The sequence below is a fragment of the Mesotoga sp. BH458_6_3_2_1 genome, from assembly GCF_003664995.1.
Classification (GTDB): Bacteria; Thermotogota; Thermotogae; order Petrotogales; family Kosmotogaceae; genus Mesotoga.
Map to the genome: position 1 here is coordinate 1 of NZ_JFHL01000006.1, position 16,841 is coordinate 16,841.

At 45.9% G+C, this 16,841-nt stretch carries 18 protein-coding genes; 6 read left to right on the forward strand and 12 right to left on the reverse strand.

Translation table 11 applies throughout. From position 1 onward, the window contains the following. Positions 1–363: 363 nt before the first annotated feature. Both Y697_RS05045 and Y697_RS05050 read right to left on the reverse strand, forming a co-directional pair. Positions 364–801, reverse strand: a complete 438-nt coding sequence (locus tag Y697_RS05045) for a putative toxin-antitoxin system toxin component, PIN family (protein WP_121509916.1) — start codon at positions 799–801, stop codon at positions 364–366. 9 nt (positions 802–810) lie between these two features. After that, positions 811–1,083 carry an AbrB/MazE/SpoVT family DNA-binding domain-containing protein gene (locus tag Y697_RS05050; RefSeq protein ID WP_006486317.1) on the reverse strand — a complete coding sequence of 91 codons (273 nt, stop codon included), beginning with the start codon at positions 1,081–1,083 and terminating at the stop codon, positions 811–813. A 273-nt stretch (positions 1,084–1,356) separates the two neighbouring features. On the opposite strand from Y697_RS05050, the gene Y697_RS05055 reads away from it, so the two are divergent. The 3 genes from Y697_RS05055 (at position 1,357) to Y697_RS14905 (ending at position 2,249) form a co-directional block, all read left to right on the forward strand. Further along, positions 1,357–1,641, forward strand: a complete 285-nt coding sequence (locus Y697_RS05055) for a DUF6922 domain-containing protein (RefSeq protein WP_147433184.1) — start codon at positions 1,357–1,359, stop codon at positions 1,639–1,641. Further along, positions 1,605–1,883, forward strand: coding sequence for a hypothetical protein (locus Y697_RS14900; protein WP_259462322.1), 279 nt, complete (start codon positions 1,605–1,607; stop codon positions 1,881–1,883). The genes Y697_RS05055 and Y697_RS14900 overlap by 37 nt, the downstream gene beginning before the upstream one ends. 72 nt (positions 1,884–1,955) lie before the next feature. Continuing rightward, positions 1,956–2,249, forward strand: a complete 294-nt coding sequence (locus tag Y697_RS14905) for a hypothetical protein (protein WP_259462323.1) — start codon at positions 1,956–1,958, stop codon at positions 2,247–2,249. 147 nt (positions 2,250–2,396) lie between these two features. Here Y697_RS14905 and Y697_RS14910 read toward each other — a convergent pair whose 3' ends face one another. From Y697_RS14910 to Y697_RS05090, 7 genes are all read right to left on the reverse strand, one after another. Next, the gene (locus Y697_RS14910) at positions 2,397–2,531 is read right to left on the reverse strand and encodes a hypothetical protein (RefSeq protein ID WP_259462324.1); all 135 of its coding nucleotides are present in this window, start codon (positions 2,529–2,531) and stop codon (positions 2,397–2,399) included. 235 nt (positions 2,532–2,766) lie between these two features. Next, positions 2,767–3,783 (reverse strand): glycoside hydrolase family 15 protein, encoded by a 1,017-nt coding sequence (locus tag Y697_RS05065; RefSeq protein WP_121550597.1) that lies wholly within the window; start codon positions 3,781–3,783, stop codon positions 2,767–2,769. Further along, positions 3,784–6,093, reverse strand: a complete 2,310-nt coding sequence (locus tag Y697_RS05070) for a TIM-barrel domain-containing protein (protein ID WP_121550598.1) — start codon at positions 6,091–6,093, stop codon at positions 3,784–3,786. It abuts the gene before it with no gap. A gap of 12 nt (positions 6,094–6,105) precedes the next feature. Further along, a complete protein-coding gene (locus Y697_RS05075) occupies positions 6,106–7,299 on the reverse strand; it encodes an ROK family transcriptional regulator (protein ID WP_121550599.1) in 1,194 nt (397 codons plus the stop codon). 51 nt (positions 7,300–7,350) lie between these two features. Continuing rightward, positions 7,351–8,586 (reverse strand): sugar ABC transporter substrate-binding protein, encoded by a 1,236-nt coding sequence (locus Y697_RS05080; protein WP_121550600.1) that lies wholly within the window; start codon positions 8,584–8,586, stop codon positions 7,351–7,353. 15 nt (positions 8,587–8,601) lie between these two features. Continuing rightward, complete coding sequence (locus Y697_RS05085) at positions 8,602–9,429, reverse strand: carbohydrate ABC transporter permease (RefSeq protein ID WP_121509922.1); 828 nt, start codon at positions 9,427–9,429, stop codon at positions 8,602–8,604. Beyond that, positions 9,419–10,297, reverse strand: a complete 879-nt coding sequence (locus Y697_RS05090; protein WP_121550601.1) for a carbohydrate ABC transporter permease — start codon at positions 10,295–10,297, stop codon at positions 9,419–9,421. Before Y697_RS05090 ends, Y697_RS05085 begins: the two co-directional genes overlap by 11 nt. A gap of 637 nt (positions 10,298–10,934) precedes the next feature. Here Y697_RS05090 and Y697_RS05095 point away from each other — a divergent pair. Next, positions 10,935–13,130, forward strand: coding sequence for a hypothetical protein (locus Y697_RS05095; RefSeq protein WP_121550602.1), 2,196 nt, complete (start codon positions 10,935–10,937; stop codon positions 13,128–13,130). A gap of 592 nt (positions 13,131–13,722) precedes the next feature. Then, a complete protein-coding gene (locus Y697_RS14915; protein WP_259462325.1) occupies positions 13,723–13,848 on the forward strand; it encodes a hypothetical protein in 126 nt (41 codons plus the stop codon). Between the two features lie 60 nt (positions 13,849–13,908). On the opposite strand, the gene Y697_RS05100 is transcribed toward Y697_RS14915, so the two are convergent. The 3 genes from Y697_RS05100 to Y697_RS05110 all read right to left on the reverse strand — a co-directional run bounded on the left by Y697_RS05100 (position 13,909) and on the right by Y697_RS05110 (position 16,038). Further along, positions 13,909–14,739, reverse strand: a complete 831-nt coding sequence (locus Y697_RS05100; protein WP_121550606.1) for a serine O-acetyltransferase — start codon at positions 14,737–14,739, stop codon at positions 13,909–13,911. A gap of 698 nt (positions 14,740–15,437) precedes the next feature. Beyond that, complete coding sequence (locus Y697_RS15125) at positions 15,438–15,719, reverse strand: HepT-like ribonuclease domain-containing protein (RefSeq protein WP_121550603.1); 282 nt, start codon at positions 15,717–15,719, stop codon at positions 15,438–15,440. Positions 15,720–15,738: 19 nt separating this feature from the next. Next, positions 15,739–16,038, reverse strand: coding sequence for a nucleotidyltransferase family protein (locus Y697_RS05110; RefSeq protein WP_121550604.1), 300 nt, complete (start codon positions 16,036–16,038; stop codon positions 15,739–15,741). Positions 16,039–16,084: 46 nt separating this feature from the next. Here Y697_RS05110 and Y697_RS05115 point away from each other — a divergent pair, with 46 nt between their 5' ends. Further along, entirely contained in the window at positions 16,085–16,333 is a 249-nt protein-coding gene (locus Y697_RS05115; RefSeq protein WP_183083716.1) for a hypothetical protein, read from the forward strand. Positions 16,334–16,841 lie beyond the last annotated feature (508 nt).

Here is a 16,841-nt window from a genome sequence, read left to right on the forward strand (position 1 = left end):
GACAGATGCGTTGAGCAAGTCAGCCTCTACGCGATGACAATTTCAGATGATAGTGCAGTTCTCTTGTAGGGGCGAACGGCCGTTCGCCCGAAAAAGGTCCTGATTGGAATCTCTGCCTTTTACGCGAAAAAGGGACATACTATAGGAGTAGGTCAGTCTCTATTTTTACTGTTGTCCTCTCGTGAGCGCAGCGGACTCTCGGATATCCTCTTTCTCAGCTCTTGCAAGCGTTAAGCGATTAGCCATTCTTAACAATCGCATCTTGTATTAATTAATAGGAGACTATTTTGAAGCCAGAATCAAGAATCTCATCGTGTCATTACTTCTGTATGAATGACTAGAATTGTTGTGCCTGCCCTGTGCTTAAGAATCATTTTTAAAGGACGCGAATGTTCTAAGAAATTCCGCTGGCGTAACTATTGAAGTTCTTTCGAATTTCCCGACATCAAGCAGGTGATGATCGCCAGATACAATGTATTTTGCGCCTGCCTGAAGTGCACATGAAATGAACTTGGTATCATCAGGGTCTTCGATAGCGATTGAGATATCTTCAGATGAGTCAACTACTATCGAGCTATTCCTCAAGTAAGATAGTAACCTGTTTAACTCATCTTCATTGATTCCGGTGATGAGTAACAGTTTAGGACGCGAGAGGACATTAATAAGCTCCTTAAGAGTCGCTTCAGAGAAAGCTAGATCAAAAGCACCCTCTCTCCAGAGATCAAGGATTTTTGCAGGAGAACCCTTGCTAGATATGATCGCAGATATTAGAACATTGGTGTCAAGTACGACTCTTTCCATTTCTTTGACTCACTTATCTCTTCTTGACTCCTCTAATGCTTCGCGGATTTCTTCTTCAATTTCCTCTTCAGTCAAAGACTCAGCATTGGTTCTCACTCTCTGAACTAACTGAAAAAAATCTGACTTTGCCCTCTCCTTGTTGATCACTGCAACAGGCGTAAGAACAATTCTTCCTTCTTCCACTTCAACCTGTACATAGTCGCCTTCCTTCAATCCAAGAGAGTCGAATATCTGTTTTGGTATCGTGACCTGTCTACTTCTTCCCGCTTTAACTAATTCCATATAATCCCCTTTCATAATATTACTGTATTAGTATTATTATATCATCTGACAATTCTACAGCGAAAATGTACCCCAGGAACTAATTAACCCCTGTGTTTGTCTTTGAATGACTAGCAATGAAAGAGAATAGAAATGCTGAAACAGGCTCAAATGACAAAGCGACCTGTTTCTGACCTTAAGGTGAGCGGGTTCTTCGTGTATAACGGTCAAAGGCTATTTATAAGAAGAAAGGTTTGCCGGGCTTCAAATGATAAAATTGATAAGGTGAAGCATATGGCTCTGAAGCTAAGTACTAAGTGTTTCTGGGATGTGGATGTTAGAGAACTTAACAAGGAGAAAGACAAATTCTTCATTATTTCGAGGGTTTTGGAATACGGGATGATGCGGGATATTGTGAATCTCCTTTCTGAATATGATTCTGAAGAGATTGCTGAGGTTGTTAAAAGAAGCAGGATAATCGGTCTGGCTACCGCAAACTTCTGGAGTCTCATTCTGAATATTCCTAGATCGGAGATAACAAGATGCTTAGAACAGGCAAACTTTCATCACGGACGGTGAATCTTCTAGATCTTCTTGAGAGTAAACTTCCCGATTTTAATCTTGCAAGTGGCACAGCTCTGGCGATGTACTATGAACACCGTGTGAGTTTTGATCTGGCTTTCTTTACAGCTGAGTCTTTCAGGCCAGAAGTTCTTCTCTACTATTTGAAGCAATTGGGTGTTTGCATAGAAAATGTGAGGATTCAGATAGGTAACCTTGAAGCTGACATTGACGGTGTCCGTGGAAGTTTTTTTGAATAGCATTATGCCTTAGTTGAACCTTTGGACAAGTATAGGTAACTGGAAGTGGCTTCGGTAATCGATATCTCTGCCATGAAGATTAGTGCTATAGCCGCAAGAGCGGAAAAGAAGGAATACTTCGATCTCGCGGAAATTCTGAAGAGAGAGTCCTCGGAAAAAGTCCTTCAAGCTTTTGTCAAAAAATATGGTGAAGAAGTCTACCTTTACCATATAGTACGGGCTGTAACTTATTTCAATGACGTGGAGAATTCCCCTGATCCTTTAGAAGCAGTCTTGACTTGGAAAGAAGTAAAAGAATGGCTGGAAGGGAAAAACAAAGAGCTATTCGTTGTAGCGAAAAGTTTGCTTAGGCTCGATCAAGATTAGCCATTTACCTAAGCATGAGCTTTGTTTCTTGCATTCAGTAATGAGTTCTTTCTTTCAGAACCAGGACCTTGTTCTTCGCTCAATAATGGCAGATCCAAGTACCATTTGCCTTGCAGGACGCAATGCCCGCTTCGCGGGGTAAGATCCTCACTGCCAGTCTGCTGACGCAGGCAAGTCAGGCTCCGCCTGGCCAGTCTCGCCTACGGCGAGGCCAGTTCCGACTTCGTCGGTCAAGCAAAGACCATTGAGAAAGAGCGTTGTGGAGAGGTTCGCTGCGCTCACCAGAGAATTGAGAGAGAAGAAACCAATAAGATTACTGATGAAACTTACCCCGTCACTTGCATCTCTTTGATCTCACTTTGACTAACCAAGAACAGATCCTTCCTCTGGAACAAAGAGCAATTTTTTCCTCATTGACGGCTGCTCTTCTCGGAGAACGGTGGACCGCTGACGGACAACGTTGTCTTCACAGCGTTCAGCGGACCAATATTTTTAACAGCTGATTCTCTTCTAATGCTTACAGTACCATGTCGATGTAAGCTGCGTGTGACCATAGGAGGGGCGAGGCAATTTCTCCCCATTTCTGGACCCATGGTTCATACATCTTCGAATCGATCAGATGTTCTGGAATCTGCTCGGGTAGATCACTGCTAATGTCGACATTTTTCTCTATCCACTTTTTTATCTCTTCCGAGACTGTATTTGCGCCGTTCAATTTTAAATGACCTGCAAGATAGGCGCTGAGAAGTATCCAGCTTCCGCCGCCGTAATAAGTATCCCTGTTATACCTCTTCAAACCCCCATCACAATACAAGTCGTCGATTATCGCTTTTTCAGTCCTTTTCATAAGTAGTGAGTCGCTGTCGAAGATTCTGAATGGATACGAGGCCCAAATGAGACTCGAATCGACCGAGTCCAGCGCCGTTGACTTCTTCAGCCGCCCATCATATGTCAGCTCTTTGAGTATGAAGTCAAGGATTCTTTTCCATTCAGTCTGCCTGTTAATCACTCCTTCTATAGACTTCAGCCCCGCAACTATGGAGAGAAGGGTTGATGTGTGTATCATTGTCGGGAATTCTTCCCAGACATCGTAACAGGGAATCTCCCATACACCCTCAAGGTACTTTGCACAAAGATCGCAGATTTCGAGGTCGCTTTCATCTAGAAGCTGTGGGTTCTCGGCAACTATCCAGAGGAACGTACCGTAACCGTCGCTCTGCGCATTCGTCCAGTCGTCTTCGCTGACAAAGCCATCAAGAGTGTATCTCGTCGGCAGCAGAATGCTTAAATCAGAACGGGGACCAAAAGCGGCCTCTTCAAGTGAATGTCGGTATCTCTTGAGAACATTCAAACCCCATCGGATGAACTTCTCTGCGCTCTCCTTCTTTCCGGCCTTCTGCATGGCATGAGCGGTGAACGATCCATCTCTGAACCAGCAGTAGCCGTACTGCGAGAAGTTTGGCGATGCAACGTAGCTTCCCGCTTTACTCTGGTTTTCTTCAATGATTTTTATCGATCTCTCTAGTAAGTCCATCTACTGTATATCTCTCCATTCTATTTTGATTATTCCCTGCTCTTTGCCGATTATCCTCGCCATCCGCGTTGCTTTGCCACTTCTTTGGGGCTCGTCGACATCCTTCGGCCATTCATTTCCGACGTGAAGCTGTCCCTTCTCTTCCTGAGACCAGTTTGTGCCGAAAAGTCTTTCGTCAGAAGGAATGCTCAAGGGTATTATCGATCCCTTTCTGAGGTAAACTTCGTTTCTCTTACCGTGAATACTGACAGTACCTGAGTATGTCTCTCCACTCCAGAGATTCACCCATTCACCCTCAGGAAGAATTAGTTTTCTTACTTTCATTTCTTCATCCACTGCCGGCGAAACGACAATTTCTGTACCGAACATGTACGACAGGTCTTCAGGATCGTTTCCTTTTTCTATCAGGAAGAGCGGCAATGTCAGGGGTCTGCCAGTCTGAGCAGCACGAAGCGATTCTCTATAAATGTAAGGGGAGAGAGTCATTCTCAAAGATGCGAATCTTCTGTAGTAGTCTATGATGCTTTCATCGTTGTAGGCTCTTGAGATATTCCACGGCGTTCTCTCGGAGGAGGGCACTGGATCTCCCGGGTCTTCCGAGTGGAGCTGAAAGATAGGTGTGAAGACCGCCAGTTCAATAGATCTTCTGTAGAGCTCAGCAGAGGGAATTTCTCCGCTGAATCCCGCGATGTCCCATCCCCAAAAGGGGTTTCCGGAAATGGAAACGTTGAGACCAGCAGTTATGTTGTCTCTCAGAGCCTCCCAGGTTGAATCCTCATCGCCGACCCAGAAGAGGGAGTAAGCGGGACTCCTGGTGTAGCCGGCGCGACTGAAGAGCGCTCCGTCTTCATTCAAGATACTTGCACTAGCCTGGAAGTATTTCTCTGGATAAGTGTTTCTGGTCATTGCCGCGCTGCCGGCAGCCGTGAAAGTCTCTCTTCCCCAGAGGTGTTCTCCGCCGTCGGTCTTGAACCCATCGACTCCCAGTTCTTTGATCAGATACTCCCTCTTGGAGGCCCACCATTTTGCAGCTTCATCATTGTAGAAATCGACTACTACGTTTTCCTCGTGCCAGCGTGCAGGGGGGATTTTGTAATCGGAACCATCATCCTTCTTCACAAAGTAGCCCTTCGAGCTCCCGTAGCGGATATCTATAGCGGGCTGAGGATTGGAGTCGTCAAAACACTTCATAACCGGAATCTGCCAGAGTAGAAGTCTTATACCCTTCTCGTGAAGCTTTCTGATCATTTCTGCCGGGTCTGGCCAGGGTTCGCGAAATCTGAAATTGGCCAGTTTGAAGTTCCGCTCACCTGGGAGTGGTTCATATTGTGCTCCATTAAATATGTAGAAGGTCTGCTCATCTGCCCACGCCTCAATAACCAGAGCCGTTGCCGGGAGGTTGTTTTTCACAGTCTCATCCAAGACTCCCATGACCTTTTTCTGACTGTTCCACTGGTTGGCCGAGAGCCAGGGCCCAAGAGCCCACAGAGGAGGGGTACAAGGTTTCGAAATGCTATAGATTTCCTCAATTGCTTTCAGTGGAGTTTCTTTCTTCCACAAATGAATCCTGGTATCTTCAATTGGGAAGCCTCTTGTGTAAACCCGCAGAGTAATCTCTGATCTGTCAAGCTTGACGGAAGTCATATAGCCCGTGTCCACGAAGAGGGCCCTTCCGTTGCTCGAGAAGATAAATGGCACAGGAGCGTATCCCCTGTCTTTCTGAACTTTGTACTGATCGTATACGTGGATGAACCTCTCCTGACCATCGGGTATCGTGATTGCATCGAAATGTTCTCCAAGTCCATAGAACTGCTCGTTTTCATCCCTTTCGAGGGTTATTTTCAGATCAAACAGTTCCGTTCCGTCCGTCAGTATACTTGCCTCTTTGACTGATTTGCATCCGGTTCGGCTATCTCTGTTCACAGTTAGGGTGTCATTTTCTAGTGAAAGAAAATCGCGTGCATCGATCCATTTGCAGGCTGTGTATTCATACCACCTTGAAGTGACGTAGGATAAAGGTCCGCGACCTGCAATGAACCTGTACTTCACCTTTGTTCCCGCACTCTCGGACTCTATATCTACTTCCCAGTGGGCTTTGCCTCCATGATTGAGCTGGTACTGAGCGCGACTCTTGTAAGTCCTGTCGCCTGCTTGAACTTGGATCCATGCTCTCTGACCGACAGTCATCGGGTCTGTCACGAATCTTACTTTGACACAATCTCCCTCGAGAGGTTCACGTGGACTTCTTTCGTAACCCTGAACGATATAGTAAGGATCATCTATTCCAAACGGTGTATGAATAATCTCCATTATCTGCTCCTTTCATCTTCGAACGGCAAAGAGCTCGCTTTCGATCACTCTATAAATACAGCCGAGTGTCCAGGCCTTCTCACCAATCCTGTCGATGTCAAACTCTACATTGTCAGCCAAACTGGAAAACGCGTTTCTTCTTGCGTGATCTATCGAACTCTCGAGGAAGAATTCTGAAAACTCTAGTGCTTCACCACCTATGAGCAGGTAATCAGGCGCGAAAATATTGATAAGGTTTTTCAGGGCTGTCCCAATGTCCTCGCTGTATTCCTGGAAAACTCCAATAGTCGTCTCTCTATCGATTTCAACTGCTCTTTTCAGATAATGCATCTCCGAAGTTTCCGTCGCCTTTACGGAGCTGTACAGCTCTTTCAGTTCTGAGGAGGCCGTTCTTGAAAAGACCTTACGCGCAAGAACTTCGAAGGAAGCTTGAGCTTCGAGGCACCCCCTGCTACCACATGTGCATCTGTTTCCGTTCTGCGAGATTGTCATGTGACCGAACTCTCCGCTTCCTGCGCCGGTAAGGTGCAGTTTGCCGTCGATTGCTACTGCGCCACCTATCCCTACTCCTAGAGTTATGAATACACAGTTCTTGTGATTATTCACATCACCCTTCCAGAATTGGGCGAGAGCAAAAGAATCTACATCGTTCATCACAAAGGTTTTCTTTCCGGATCGTTCCGAGATCAGTTTAGCTATTGGAACTTCCTGCCAGTTCAGAAGGAAGGAATTCTTTACAACGCCTTTGGGTGAATCTACAATACCTGACACGGCGATGCCTATTCCCAAAAGGCTTTCGCCCATTAGTCCGTTCCATTCCTTCAGAATGGTTTCCGTTGTTGAGACGACTTCTTCTGGAGTCTGATTCTCCAGGAGCCTTCGCTCACTTATAAGAGCGGTCCCAAAGAGGTCGGTCAAGGAGTAGTCAAGATATCCCACGCCTATCTTCAGCCCGAGCACGCAGAGCTTCTTCGGCTGGATGCTCAGTAGGATCGGCTTTCTTCCGCCTGTTGAGTCTGCGACTCCGGTTTCAGCCACCAGACCGCTTTCAATCAATTCTCCCACTACTTTCGTAACAGTTGCGGGACTTAGGCCTGTGAGCTTTGCCAGGCTCGCCCTGTCTATTCCTTCATTTGAATAGATTCCTCTCAGAAGTAGTTTTTCGTTTATCTCTTTCATTATCTCTTTACTGGCTTTGCTTGCCACGACAAACCTCCAGGGAAGGGGCCGGGAACGAATCCCGGCCCGATCTTTCGATCAATTTAACTTTATGGATCTCTCCAGTTCTGCCTGAGCATCGTTTAGCGCCTGTTCCGGAGTCTTTTCTCCGTATCTGGCCGCTTCTAGATGTCTGTTCACTATGTCTGCCATCTCGTTGAACTGCTCAATAACCGGGGGCGTTACGAGATAATCCAGAGACTTGAATACGACTTCTTTACTCTCTGGAGGCGTGGTCTGCTTGTAGAGCTCAATAATCTCGGGGTATGTCACCGGTGGAAGCTCCCAGCCTGCTTCGATTCTGATCTTGGCGACATCTACGTCTCCTGAGAGGAAGCTGATCCACTTGAAGGCCGCGTCTACCTTCTTCGAGTCTTTGCTAATTGCAAGACCGTTTGCGAAGAAATGTGTCGCCTTGCTTGTGTTGCCCGGCTCGACGGCGATGTCCCAGTCGAAGTCGCAGCTATCTTTGAATGTCGAGAAGGCCCATGTTCCGGTCACTATCATTCCAATTCTCTCGACTTCAAAGAGATCCCAGTCTCCCATGCCTGCCATCTGCGCATCGTTCGGCATGACGTTCGAGTCGAGGATCCTGTCTACCATATACTGAAGAGTCTCAATGTTCTGAGGACTATTCAGTGTGAAGGCCGTCTTGTCTTCGTTGAGAATGCTGCCACCGTTCTGCTGGACCATCTTGTAGAATTCCCAGAACTGTACTGGCTGGTAAATCCCAAAGGTCATCGCATCCAAGGCCCTGATCTTCTTGGCCGCTTCCAGTTCATCGGCCCATGTCCAGTCTTCTCTCGGATGTTCGGCGCCTGCCCTGTCGAAGAGATCTTTGTTGTATATCAGCACTACGTTGGAGAAACTGAACGGCAAGCCATACTGTACGCCATTGTCTGAAAAGGCGTAAAGCGCCCTTTCATTCAACACGCTGGTATCGAAACCAGAGGAGGCAAGAAGATTGTTCAGGTCTAATAGAACACCCTTTTTAGCATAGGTATAGAAGTTCTCGTAGTTCAGCTCGAAAGCGTCAGGGGCATTGCCGCCGGCTACGACGGTCATCAGTTTGGTGAAGTAATCGCCAAAACCTACGGTTTCGATTTCTACCTTAATATCCGGGTTCTGTTCCTCGAAGATCTCTTTCATCTCTTCAAGATACTTCGCGTTTGCATCTGCTGAAGAGAAGTTCATGAACTTGATAGTCGTTACACCGAGTAGAGAGGTTGTCAGTACCATTGAGGCAACCACTAGAACTACCAGAAACCTTTTCATTGAATCACACTCCTTTTAGCCTTTTATACCACCTACACTGAGCCCCTGTTCGAAGTATCTCTGAGCGAATGTGTAGATTAGCAGTATTGGAATCATAGATATTAGAGCCCCGGCCATAAGCATGTTGTAGTCGCTCTGGTGCTGGCCATTTAGCAGACTGAGACCGACCGGCAGGGTCATCTTGTTCTTGTCCGTTAGAACTATAAGCGGCCATAGGTAATCGTTCCAGGCTCCCATGAACGTGATAACGGTTAGTGTCGCAACGGCGGGCTTGGACAAAGGCAGTATCATCCTGAAGAAGATCCTGAAATGTGACGCACCGTCCAGAACGGCCGCTTCAACGAAATCATCCGGTATCGTTCTCATGTACTGCCTGATCATAAATGTTCCAAATGCGTTGAAGAGAGATGGGAGCATGATGCCCACGTAACTGTTAAGCAGAGAGAGATGCTTCAGAGTGAGGTAGTTGGGAATCATCGTGATATTGGCAGGAATCATCATAGTTGCGATGTAAATACCAAACAAGACTTCCCTGCCTCTGAATTTGATCTTTGAAAATACGTAGGCAGCCATGCACGCAGACATTACCGTAACAAACGTGATCAGTGTCGATATGAATATGCTGTTGAAAATCGCGCGTCCAAAAGGGAAGACGTCGAAGATCTTGACGAACCCGTCGAAGCTTATTTTTTCCGGAAACCATTGAATAGGTAGCACTGTTAACGCCTTGGCTTCCTTCAGAGACGTGGAGACCATCCAGAAGAAGGGAAGCAGAATGAAAAAGGAAAACGCCAGCATCACAAGGTAATAGACGGTCCGTCTAGAAAGCTTCTTAAGATTCATAGTGCACCCACTTTCTTTGCATCTTCCACTGAACAAGGGTTACGACCAGAATGAAACAGAACAAGACCCATGACAGAGCAGTTGCATAGCCCATCTTGTAGTAAGTGAAGGCGTAGTTGTAGATCCTCTCCATCATCACCTGCGTAGACCCATGAGGGCCTCCTTTAGTCATGACCATGACCTGGGGGAAGAGCTGAAAAGAGTTAATTATGGCCATTATGAGTACGAAGAACATAGTTGGAGATATGAGAGGGATAGTTATGTGTCTGAACTTTTGCCATCTCCTCGCCCCGTCTATAGAGGCCACTTCATAATAGGTTGGGTTGATTCCTTGCAGACCGGCCAGAAAGATCAGCCCGAAAAAGCCCATGTCCTTCCAGACGCTTGCCAGTACAATTCCCGGCATTGCCCAGACCTTGTCGTACAGCCATGACGGACCCTGCAAACCGACTACTCCCAGAATCGAATTTATTGGACCGTAGTAAGGGCTGAGAAGCCATCGCCAGAGCATTGCAGCAGCTACCCAAGAGCTCAAGACTGGAATATAGAATATTGTCCGAAACACTCCTGTGAACCTAGTTTTGATGTTGAGAAGCATTGACAGGGACAGTGAAGCGATGATCATGAGGGGTATATACAGAACTATGTAATAAAGAGTGTTGATGAGCACTCTCCAGAACTCTTCGCTTCCGAATATCTTCTTGTAATTTTCAAAGCCCAAAAAACTGGCTTTACTTAGAACATCCCAGTCTGTAAGGCTGAGAATGAAAGAGTAAACAATGGGGAAGACTTGAAAGAAGATGAACCCACAGATACTGGGCAAGAGAAACACAAGAATTACCAATCTCTTTCTTGTCTTTTTATTCATTCAGTCCGATCCTCCCAAACAACCACTTTTCTCGATTTCTCGTCTCTATAAAACATCCCTTGTCGAATGAAACTTCTAAAAAAACGAAACTCTTCAAAAGATACTTTCTTCACTGACGAAACTAAGTTCATTATACTTTCTTCCTTCGCTCAGGCAATTACCCATGATGATGAATAAGCGACTTCTCCGAATGAATAGAACCGTTTATGGATCTCAAGCTTCTTATCTCTATGAAATTCGATAATATCCATTGCAGGATCAGATAGTGAGATCGAAAATTCTGAAGAGCTTAAGATGCGGAGCAACCATCCGAGGGCTAAAGATCAAAATCCAATGAATTAAAAAGAAGTGTTCCCTAGAAAGAGAGATTCGTGAGATCTCTGAAGGAGGTTTCCTTTCAATATGAGCATACCCGCACTGCTAAATTCAGTAATCTCCAGCCGTTAGAAAAGGGCTTTCCTTTACATGGACAAACTCTGCTGCTGCTTAACATTGAAGTTTGTTTTATCAGGGCTGGGATAGATCAGTTCATCCAGCGATTAGTTTTTTTTCACATTTCTTTATCTCTTTGTATAACGCTGGAAAACGTACGATGTATTAATTTATATTGTTCTACTACACATGCTAGAGGTGGTATATGGATAGAGAGACAGCAAAAGTGACCCTCCTGGCCGAGGCACTGGAGATGAGCAGGAATTCCTATATTGAATATCGTAGTCTCGAAGGGCTTGAGTCATTCTTTGACAGAAGCACAGCTATAGAGCTTGCAAAGGGACTTAAGGATGGATTCTCTCTTGAAATGCCCCTGGAAGTGATAATGAGCAACGGATTCTTCAGGGGTTATCTTGCCGGTCTTATGCTTTCAGACAAGACTACTTCACATGTTGTCAAGGAGCAGATAGCCAAGATCCTTCTCGAAGATCTTCTGCGCACGCTGAATGAGGCAGAGGAAACTTCACCCGGTCAAGAAGAGAGTTTTCAGTCAGAGAGAGACTTGAAGAAGAGATTCTATTCCCTATTCGAAGAGAAAGAGCGCGAAGAATCTGGAGGACTTGTAAGAGAGAATCTCTCGCTTTTCAGACATTTCATGAATAGTAAGGATTATATTCCTATTTACCTTTGGGGCAATGAATTGACGACTTTCATTTGCGAAAGCTTAGATTCGGAGCAGTTCGAGGGCTCGTTAAAGGAACACTTGAGAAAGATTGTTCCTTTTGTGCTTGCATCATACTCGATGCCCGATACTGTGGGTTCGTCAGTAGGACTTCAATTACCGTCGGTTGAGAGTTATTTGAGCTCGCAGTTCCCGATTCTGGCTATGATAAGGAATCGAAAACTGAATCTTGATCAGGTGACTCAGTTCATCAAGAGCCTGTCTCACATTATATTTGGGGATATCATGTTGGCGCCGGTTAGCATGGCAGCAGGCGGAAAGACGGAAGAGAAAGCAAGGGCAAAACTGATTATCAATAAGTTGTTCGCTTCTATGAGTGATTCTGAACTCGGTATTATGTTGAATTCCTCCAGCTACGAGTCTAGAGACGGTTTTCTTTACGAAGTTGTCGTGTGCAATGATTTCAGCAAAGTTTTCGATAGATTGAAGAATATTTTGAAAGGGATAGAAAAGAAGGCTTCCCTGTTTTCCAATATGGCTATTGCGAGCGCTCTCCTGGACAAGGATGAGGCAATTGATTATGTGGTAGAGTATGTCGCATATCTGAAGACGCTGGAGCCAACAATCGCAGTTGTACGATCGGGACTCTTGTTATGCATGAAATACGACTTTGAAGACGAGGAGCTCTTCAGCGAGAAGTTTTCTGAGATAACAGATGAGAAACCAGATCCGCCTTTGATCCGATCTCTTCTTCGGGATTCATTCGGTGATCTTGATGTGATCTATGAACACATGGCAGACGAGTATTCTCATAGAACGACGATTGATGGTGTAATTTCGAACTTGAAATCGATTAAGGAACCTAATTTCATTTCGTTCGAGAAGACCGGCAGTCTTGAGTATTCACGAGTGCCGATGTATACGCTGATAAACTCAGTGATAAGTCAGAACGATATCGATCATGCATTCGATACCATGGTAGCTTACTGCAAGAAGTACCGGTTCAACTTCGAGTTCATGAATACACTTCTCTTCCTTTCCACAAGAGAAACTGACGAACTGAAAAAGCTCCTCCACTCTGTGGGCGAGCTCGCTTTGAACCTCCTTCACGATATCGTTGAAAAGGATAAATGGGCATCGCTTATAGAGAACGAAGAGAGTCCATCAAACACCGAACTCCTCCAAGTCATCGAACATTATGTGGATAGCTTGATCGACCGGAAGGATTACAGGGAAGCACTGAGGGTTATCGAAGAAGTCTTTCCCCTTGTCGGCCCAGACGATTACGGCTACCTCTTGGCGAGCAAATTACTTGTGTGCTGGAGACTGAAAATGTTCGATGAATTGGCCAAAACAATGGAGTCTAATAACCACAGTGGTCATCCGAAGGCTCTTGCAGTATTGGCGCTGAAGAACTATGCCTACAGGGAGCTAGACAGGGCGAAACAGATTCTTCTGAACATTCTTCGTCACTACCCTGACTTCATCAAGTATCTGCTGGAGGAAGAAGAAAACGATAAGAAGGACTTCGAGAAAGCAGAAAGAGGCAACCTCAGGAGGCAGAAAAGAGTCGATTCGCTGACTCTTGCAGAAGAGTTCAGAGGGGATTGGCTCAACCTTAGGGGCGGAAAGGAATGGCTGAAGAAGGTGCAGAAGGTTTTTGATGAAGTGAGGGACGGCAGTAATCTGCCGAAGAACCTTGACTCTTCAAGCTGGTAATGAATTAAAATACTTGGTCCCTTGGGGACAGACTCCATTTTTAACCTTCCGTTAATATAAAGACGTCCCAACGAACATTGGGAAGCGCAAGAGTGGTCCCTTGGGGACAGACTCCATTTTTTGGTCCCTTGGGGACAGACTCCATTTTTAACCGTCCGTTAATATTAAATACTTGGTCCCTTGGGGACAGACTCCATTTTTGACCTTCCGTTAATATAAAGACGTCCCAACGAACATTGGGAAGCGCAAGAGTGGCTTCGCGGAGAAACAAAGGATCGGGTTAAAGAGCGGGTTAGGAAATACGAGTTAACAATACCGGGTAGAAGGAAATAGAACGGATGATACTTATTTGCTGATGAAGGCCAGTCACCTTCAGTACCACTTTGCGGGCAAAGACCGCTGTTAGCTCATAAAAACCACGTTGTCCGTCAGCGGTAAACCGTTCTCCGAGAAGAGTAGACGCCAATGAGAAAAAATTGCTATTTGTTCCAGAGGAAGGATCTGTTCTTGGTTAGTCAAAGTGAGATCAAAGAGATGCATGTGACGAGGTAAGTTTCATCGCCAATCTTACTGGTTTCTTCTCTCTTCTCTCGTGAGCGCAGCGAACGTCTCCACTACGCTCTTTCTCAATTGTCCTTGTTTGCCCGACGAAGTCGGAACTGGCCTCGCCGAAGGCGAGACTGGCCTTTGCGAAGCAAAGACTTGCCACCGAAGGTGACTGGCCTGTCATTATTGTTAAGTTAACGCAATTCAAATAATGGAGTCCGCAAAAGAGGCATCATGGATTGTTGTAGATCTTTTCTCCCGGCTTCAGCGAATGAACTAGCCAGACGTTGCCGCCTATCACACAGTTGTCTCCCACCACGGTGTTCCCACCAAGCACAGTCGCTCCAGCGTATATCACGACATGGTTACCGATGTCTGGATGACGTTTTATTCCCTTAATCGGATTTCCATTCTCGTCGAGTTCGAAGCTCTTGGCCCCGAGAGTAACTCCCTGATAGATTTTTACATGGTTTCCGATTGTACAAGTCTCTCCTATTACAACTCCTGTGCCGTGGTCAATAAAGAAGTAATTTCCGATTGCTGCACCCGGGTGAATATCTATCCCGGTCTTCTGATGCGCATACTCCGTCATTATCCTGGGAATTAGTGGAACGTCCAGTTTGTAAAGAATGTGTGCTAGTCTATAAGTGCTGATCGCTTCGTAGGCAGGGTAAGCAATCATGATTTCTTCTACTGATTTGGCGGCGGGGTCCCCTTCGTATGCGGCCCGCACGTCTTTGACTAGTGCCACAGCAATGGAAGGGAGTTCAGCCAAAAACTCCTTCACAACTTGACTTGCTCCTTCTTCTCCCAATTCAGGTCGTATTTCCATAATCATTTCCCTTAGTGTATTCAAACCCTCAGATAGTAGTCCTTGGCCGTCAACGGTTCGCGTATGTGAAAGCTGTGGGCAGAAGGTTTTTCGAATAAGATGAATGAGCTCTATCGTCTTTAGCTTTATATGTCCAAGTGAGAAAGACTTTGAGGAGCAATGAGTCTTGGCGATTTGTTCGTATGCTTTTGAGACTCGTTGTGAAATCTCATTGCTGAAATTTTCATTCATAAGCATATTTCTCTCCTAAAAAAAGAATTGTGTCGATTTCTTTCAGTATAGACGAGAAAGTATAAGATTACTTTGCGGCACCCATTTTGGTTTCATCAAGAATTCGAGTAAGTTCAAGAGCGAATCAACTATCAGATGTTTCGCTGTGGGTAGCAATTGCCGAAAAGATCTTTGACCATTCTGACATGAGATTGTCCGTGGGAAAACCACCTACCTGACACTTGAGACAGCAGTCTCTCAAGAAGCCCAGATCCCGAGCCAAATCAGGAATGACTTTGTACGCTCTTGCAAGGAGGCCTCACTAAATAATTCGATGAGTGGCTTCTAGAGGGTGTGCAACACTCTCAAATCCGAATCTGCTTAAGAGAACGGTGGTAATTTTTAATTCCCCTGGAACCGAAGCTCAGAAATGCTCTATTCTCTATGTGTGCCTTATCTAAGGAGAGTCGCAGCCCTGTTAGCTGTGGCATTTCCACTATCTCTTCATCTTTGCAGTTATCTAACTAAGCTTTCGGCTCCAGTGACACCATCATGTTTCGTTCTACTCTGAAACGATACATGCGGTAAATCGTTCCCGGATAACACGTCATATGTGAAAAGAGATATTTGTTGGTGTATGCAGCTTTGTCGAGAAGAACTCTCCGACGCAAGGAGCTCTCTCTCACTTCAGCTGCTGTCGATATTCTTAGCTACCTCTCCTAGTGGCGGAAGGTCTTTTTGAATCGTATTTCACACAAAGCTAGGTTCACGCCGAAGTACTCGTGAATCAATGTGTCTCTCATTCCCGCAATGCTTCTTTGGAGAATTTCGGGATGCTTGTCAATTACTTCGCTCGGAAGTCTCTTGACTGCCTTGCCGATTATCTCAAGGCTTCTGATTGTAGCTCGAACGGTCTTCTTGTCAGCTGTGAACTCGTCTGCGTTCCTGACTTCCCTGCGAAAGTCTGCAATCTGATCTATTTCGTTTATTATGTCATTGATATTGTCGGAAAAAGCCGCTTCAAATTTCTACTGCCTCTCTTAGAATGCTTTCCCCGATCAACGGTTTAAGAGTGCTTTCGTCTACTAGATCTACGTTAACCGATAAAAGGCTAGAGAGCTCATTTCTGAGGTCAATATAGTCAATAAGCGTCAGCGGCGCAGTATTGTCAAATCGTACAAGAAGACCCAGGTCGCTATCCTTCTTCTGTTCACCTCGCGCATAGGAACCAAATACTCTCAACGACTCAACATAATATTGCGATCTGAAATAGGGCATTCTGTCCCTGAGAACAGCCCTGATCCGATCGAGAGAGATCATTATCATCACCTCAGACTCATCATACCATCGTACTTAACGACGGAGTGTGAAACTGGTGGCAGAAGAACAGCTCTTCGCTGTGGGCTGGGAAGAGTGCTGCGAGCTCGGGAAGAACGGTTCATCGTTCCGACACTTCGTGTACAGGTTGTTGGTCCAGAACTACGAGAAGAGGAGAGAGGGCGAGACTGAAGAGACAAGATCCCGTGCAGGCCCATCACGGGATGACAGAAGAAGCGTTGAGCAAGTCAGCCTCTACGGGATGACAATGTCAGACGATTATGCGATTCTTTTGTAGGGGCGAACGGCCGTTCGCCCGAAAAAGGTCCTGGTTGCTTTCTAAATGTTGACGCCAAAGCTTTCAAATTATGTTCGTAAGCAGGATAATCCGTCAGAGCAATCACCCATGTAATTGTAGAACATGGACACACCCCACCGCAAGCGGTCCCCCCCGCTCAAGCGGGGATTTAAGATCTAGAGCATAGGAACGGTTCTTCGTTCAGCGCTACGCGTCCAGGTTACTGGTTAAGGGACACGCGAGAATAAGAGAGATGGTGAGAGGGACGAGAAGAATGAGATCCCGTGCAGAGTCCCCAAACAGGAGCATTTTGGGGCAGGCTCTACGGGATGACAGAAGAGGAGCTCATTGGGGCAGGCTCTGCGGGATGACAGAAGAAGCGTTGAGCAAGTCAGGCTTTACGGGATGACAATTTCAGATGATTATACAGTTCTCTTGTAGGGGCGAACGGCCGTTCGCCCGAAAAAGGTCCTGGTTGTACGCGAAAAATGGGACAGACCTCCTCAGG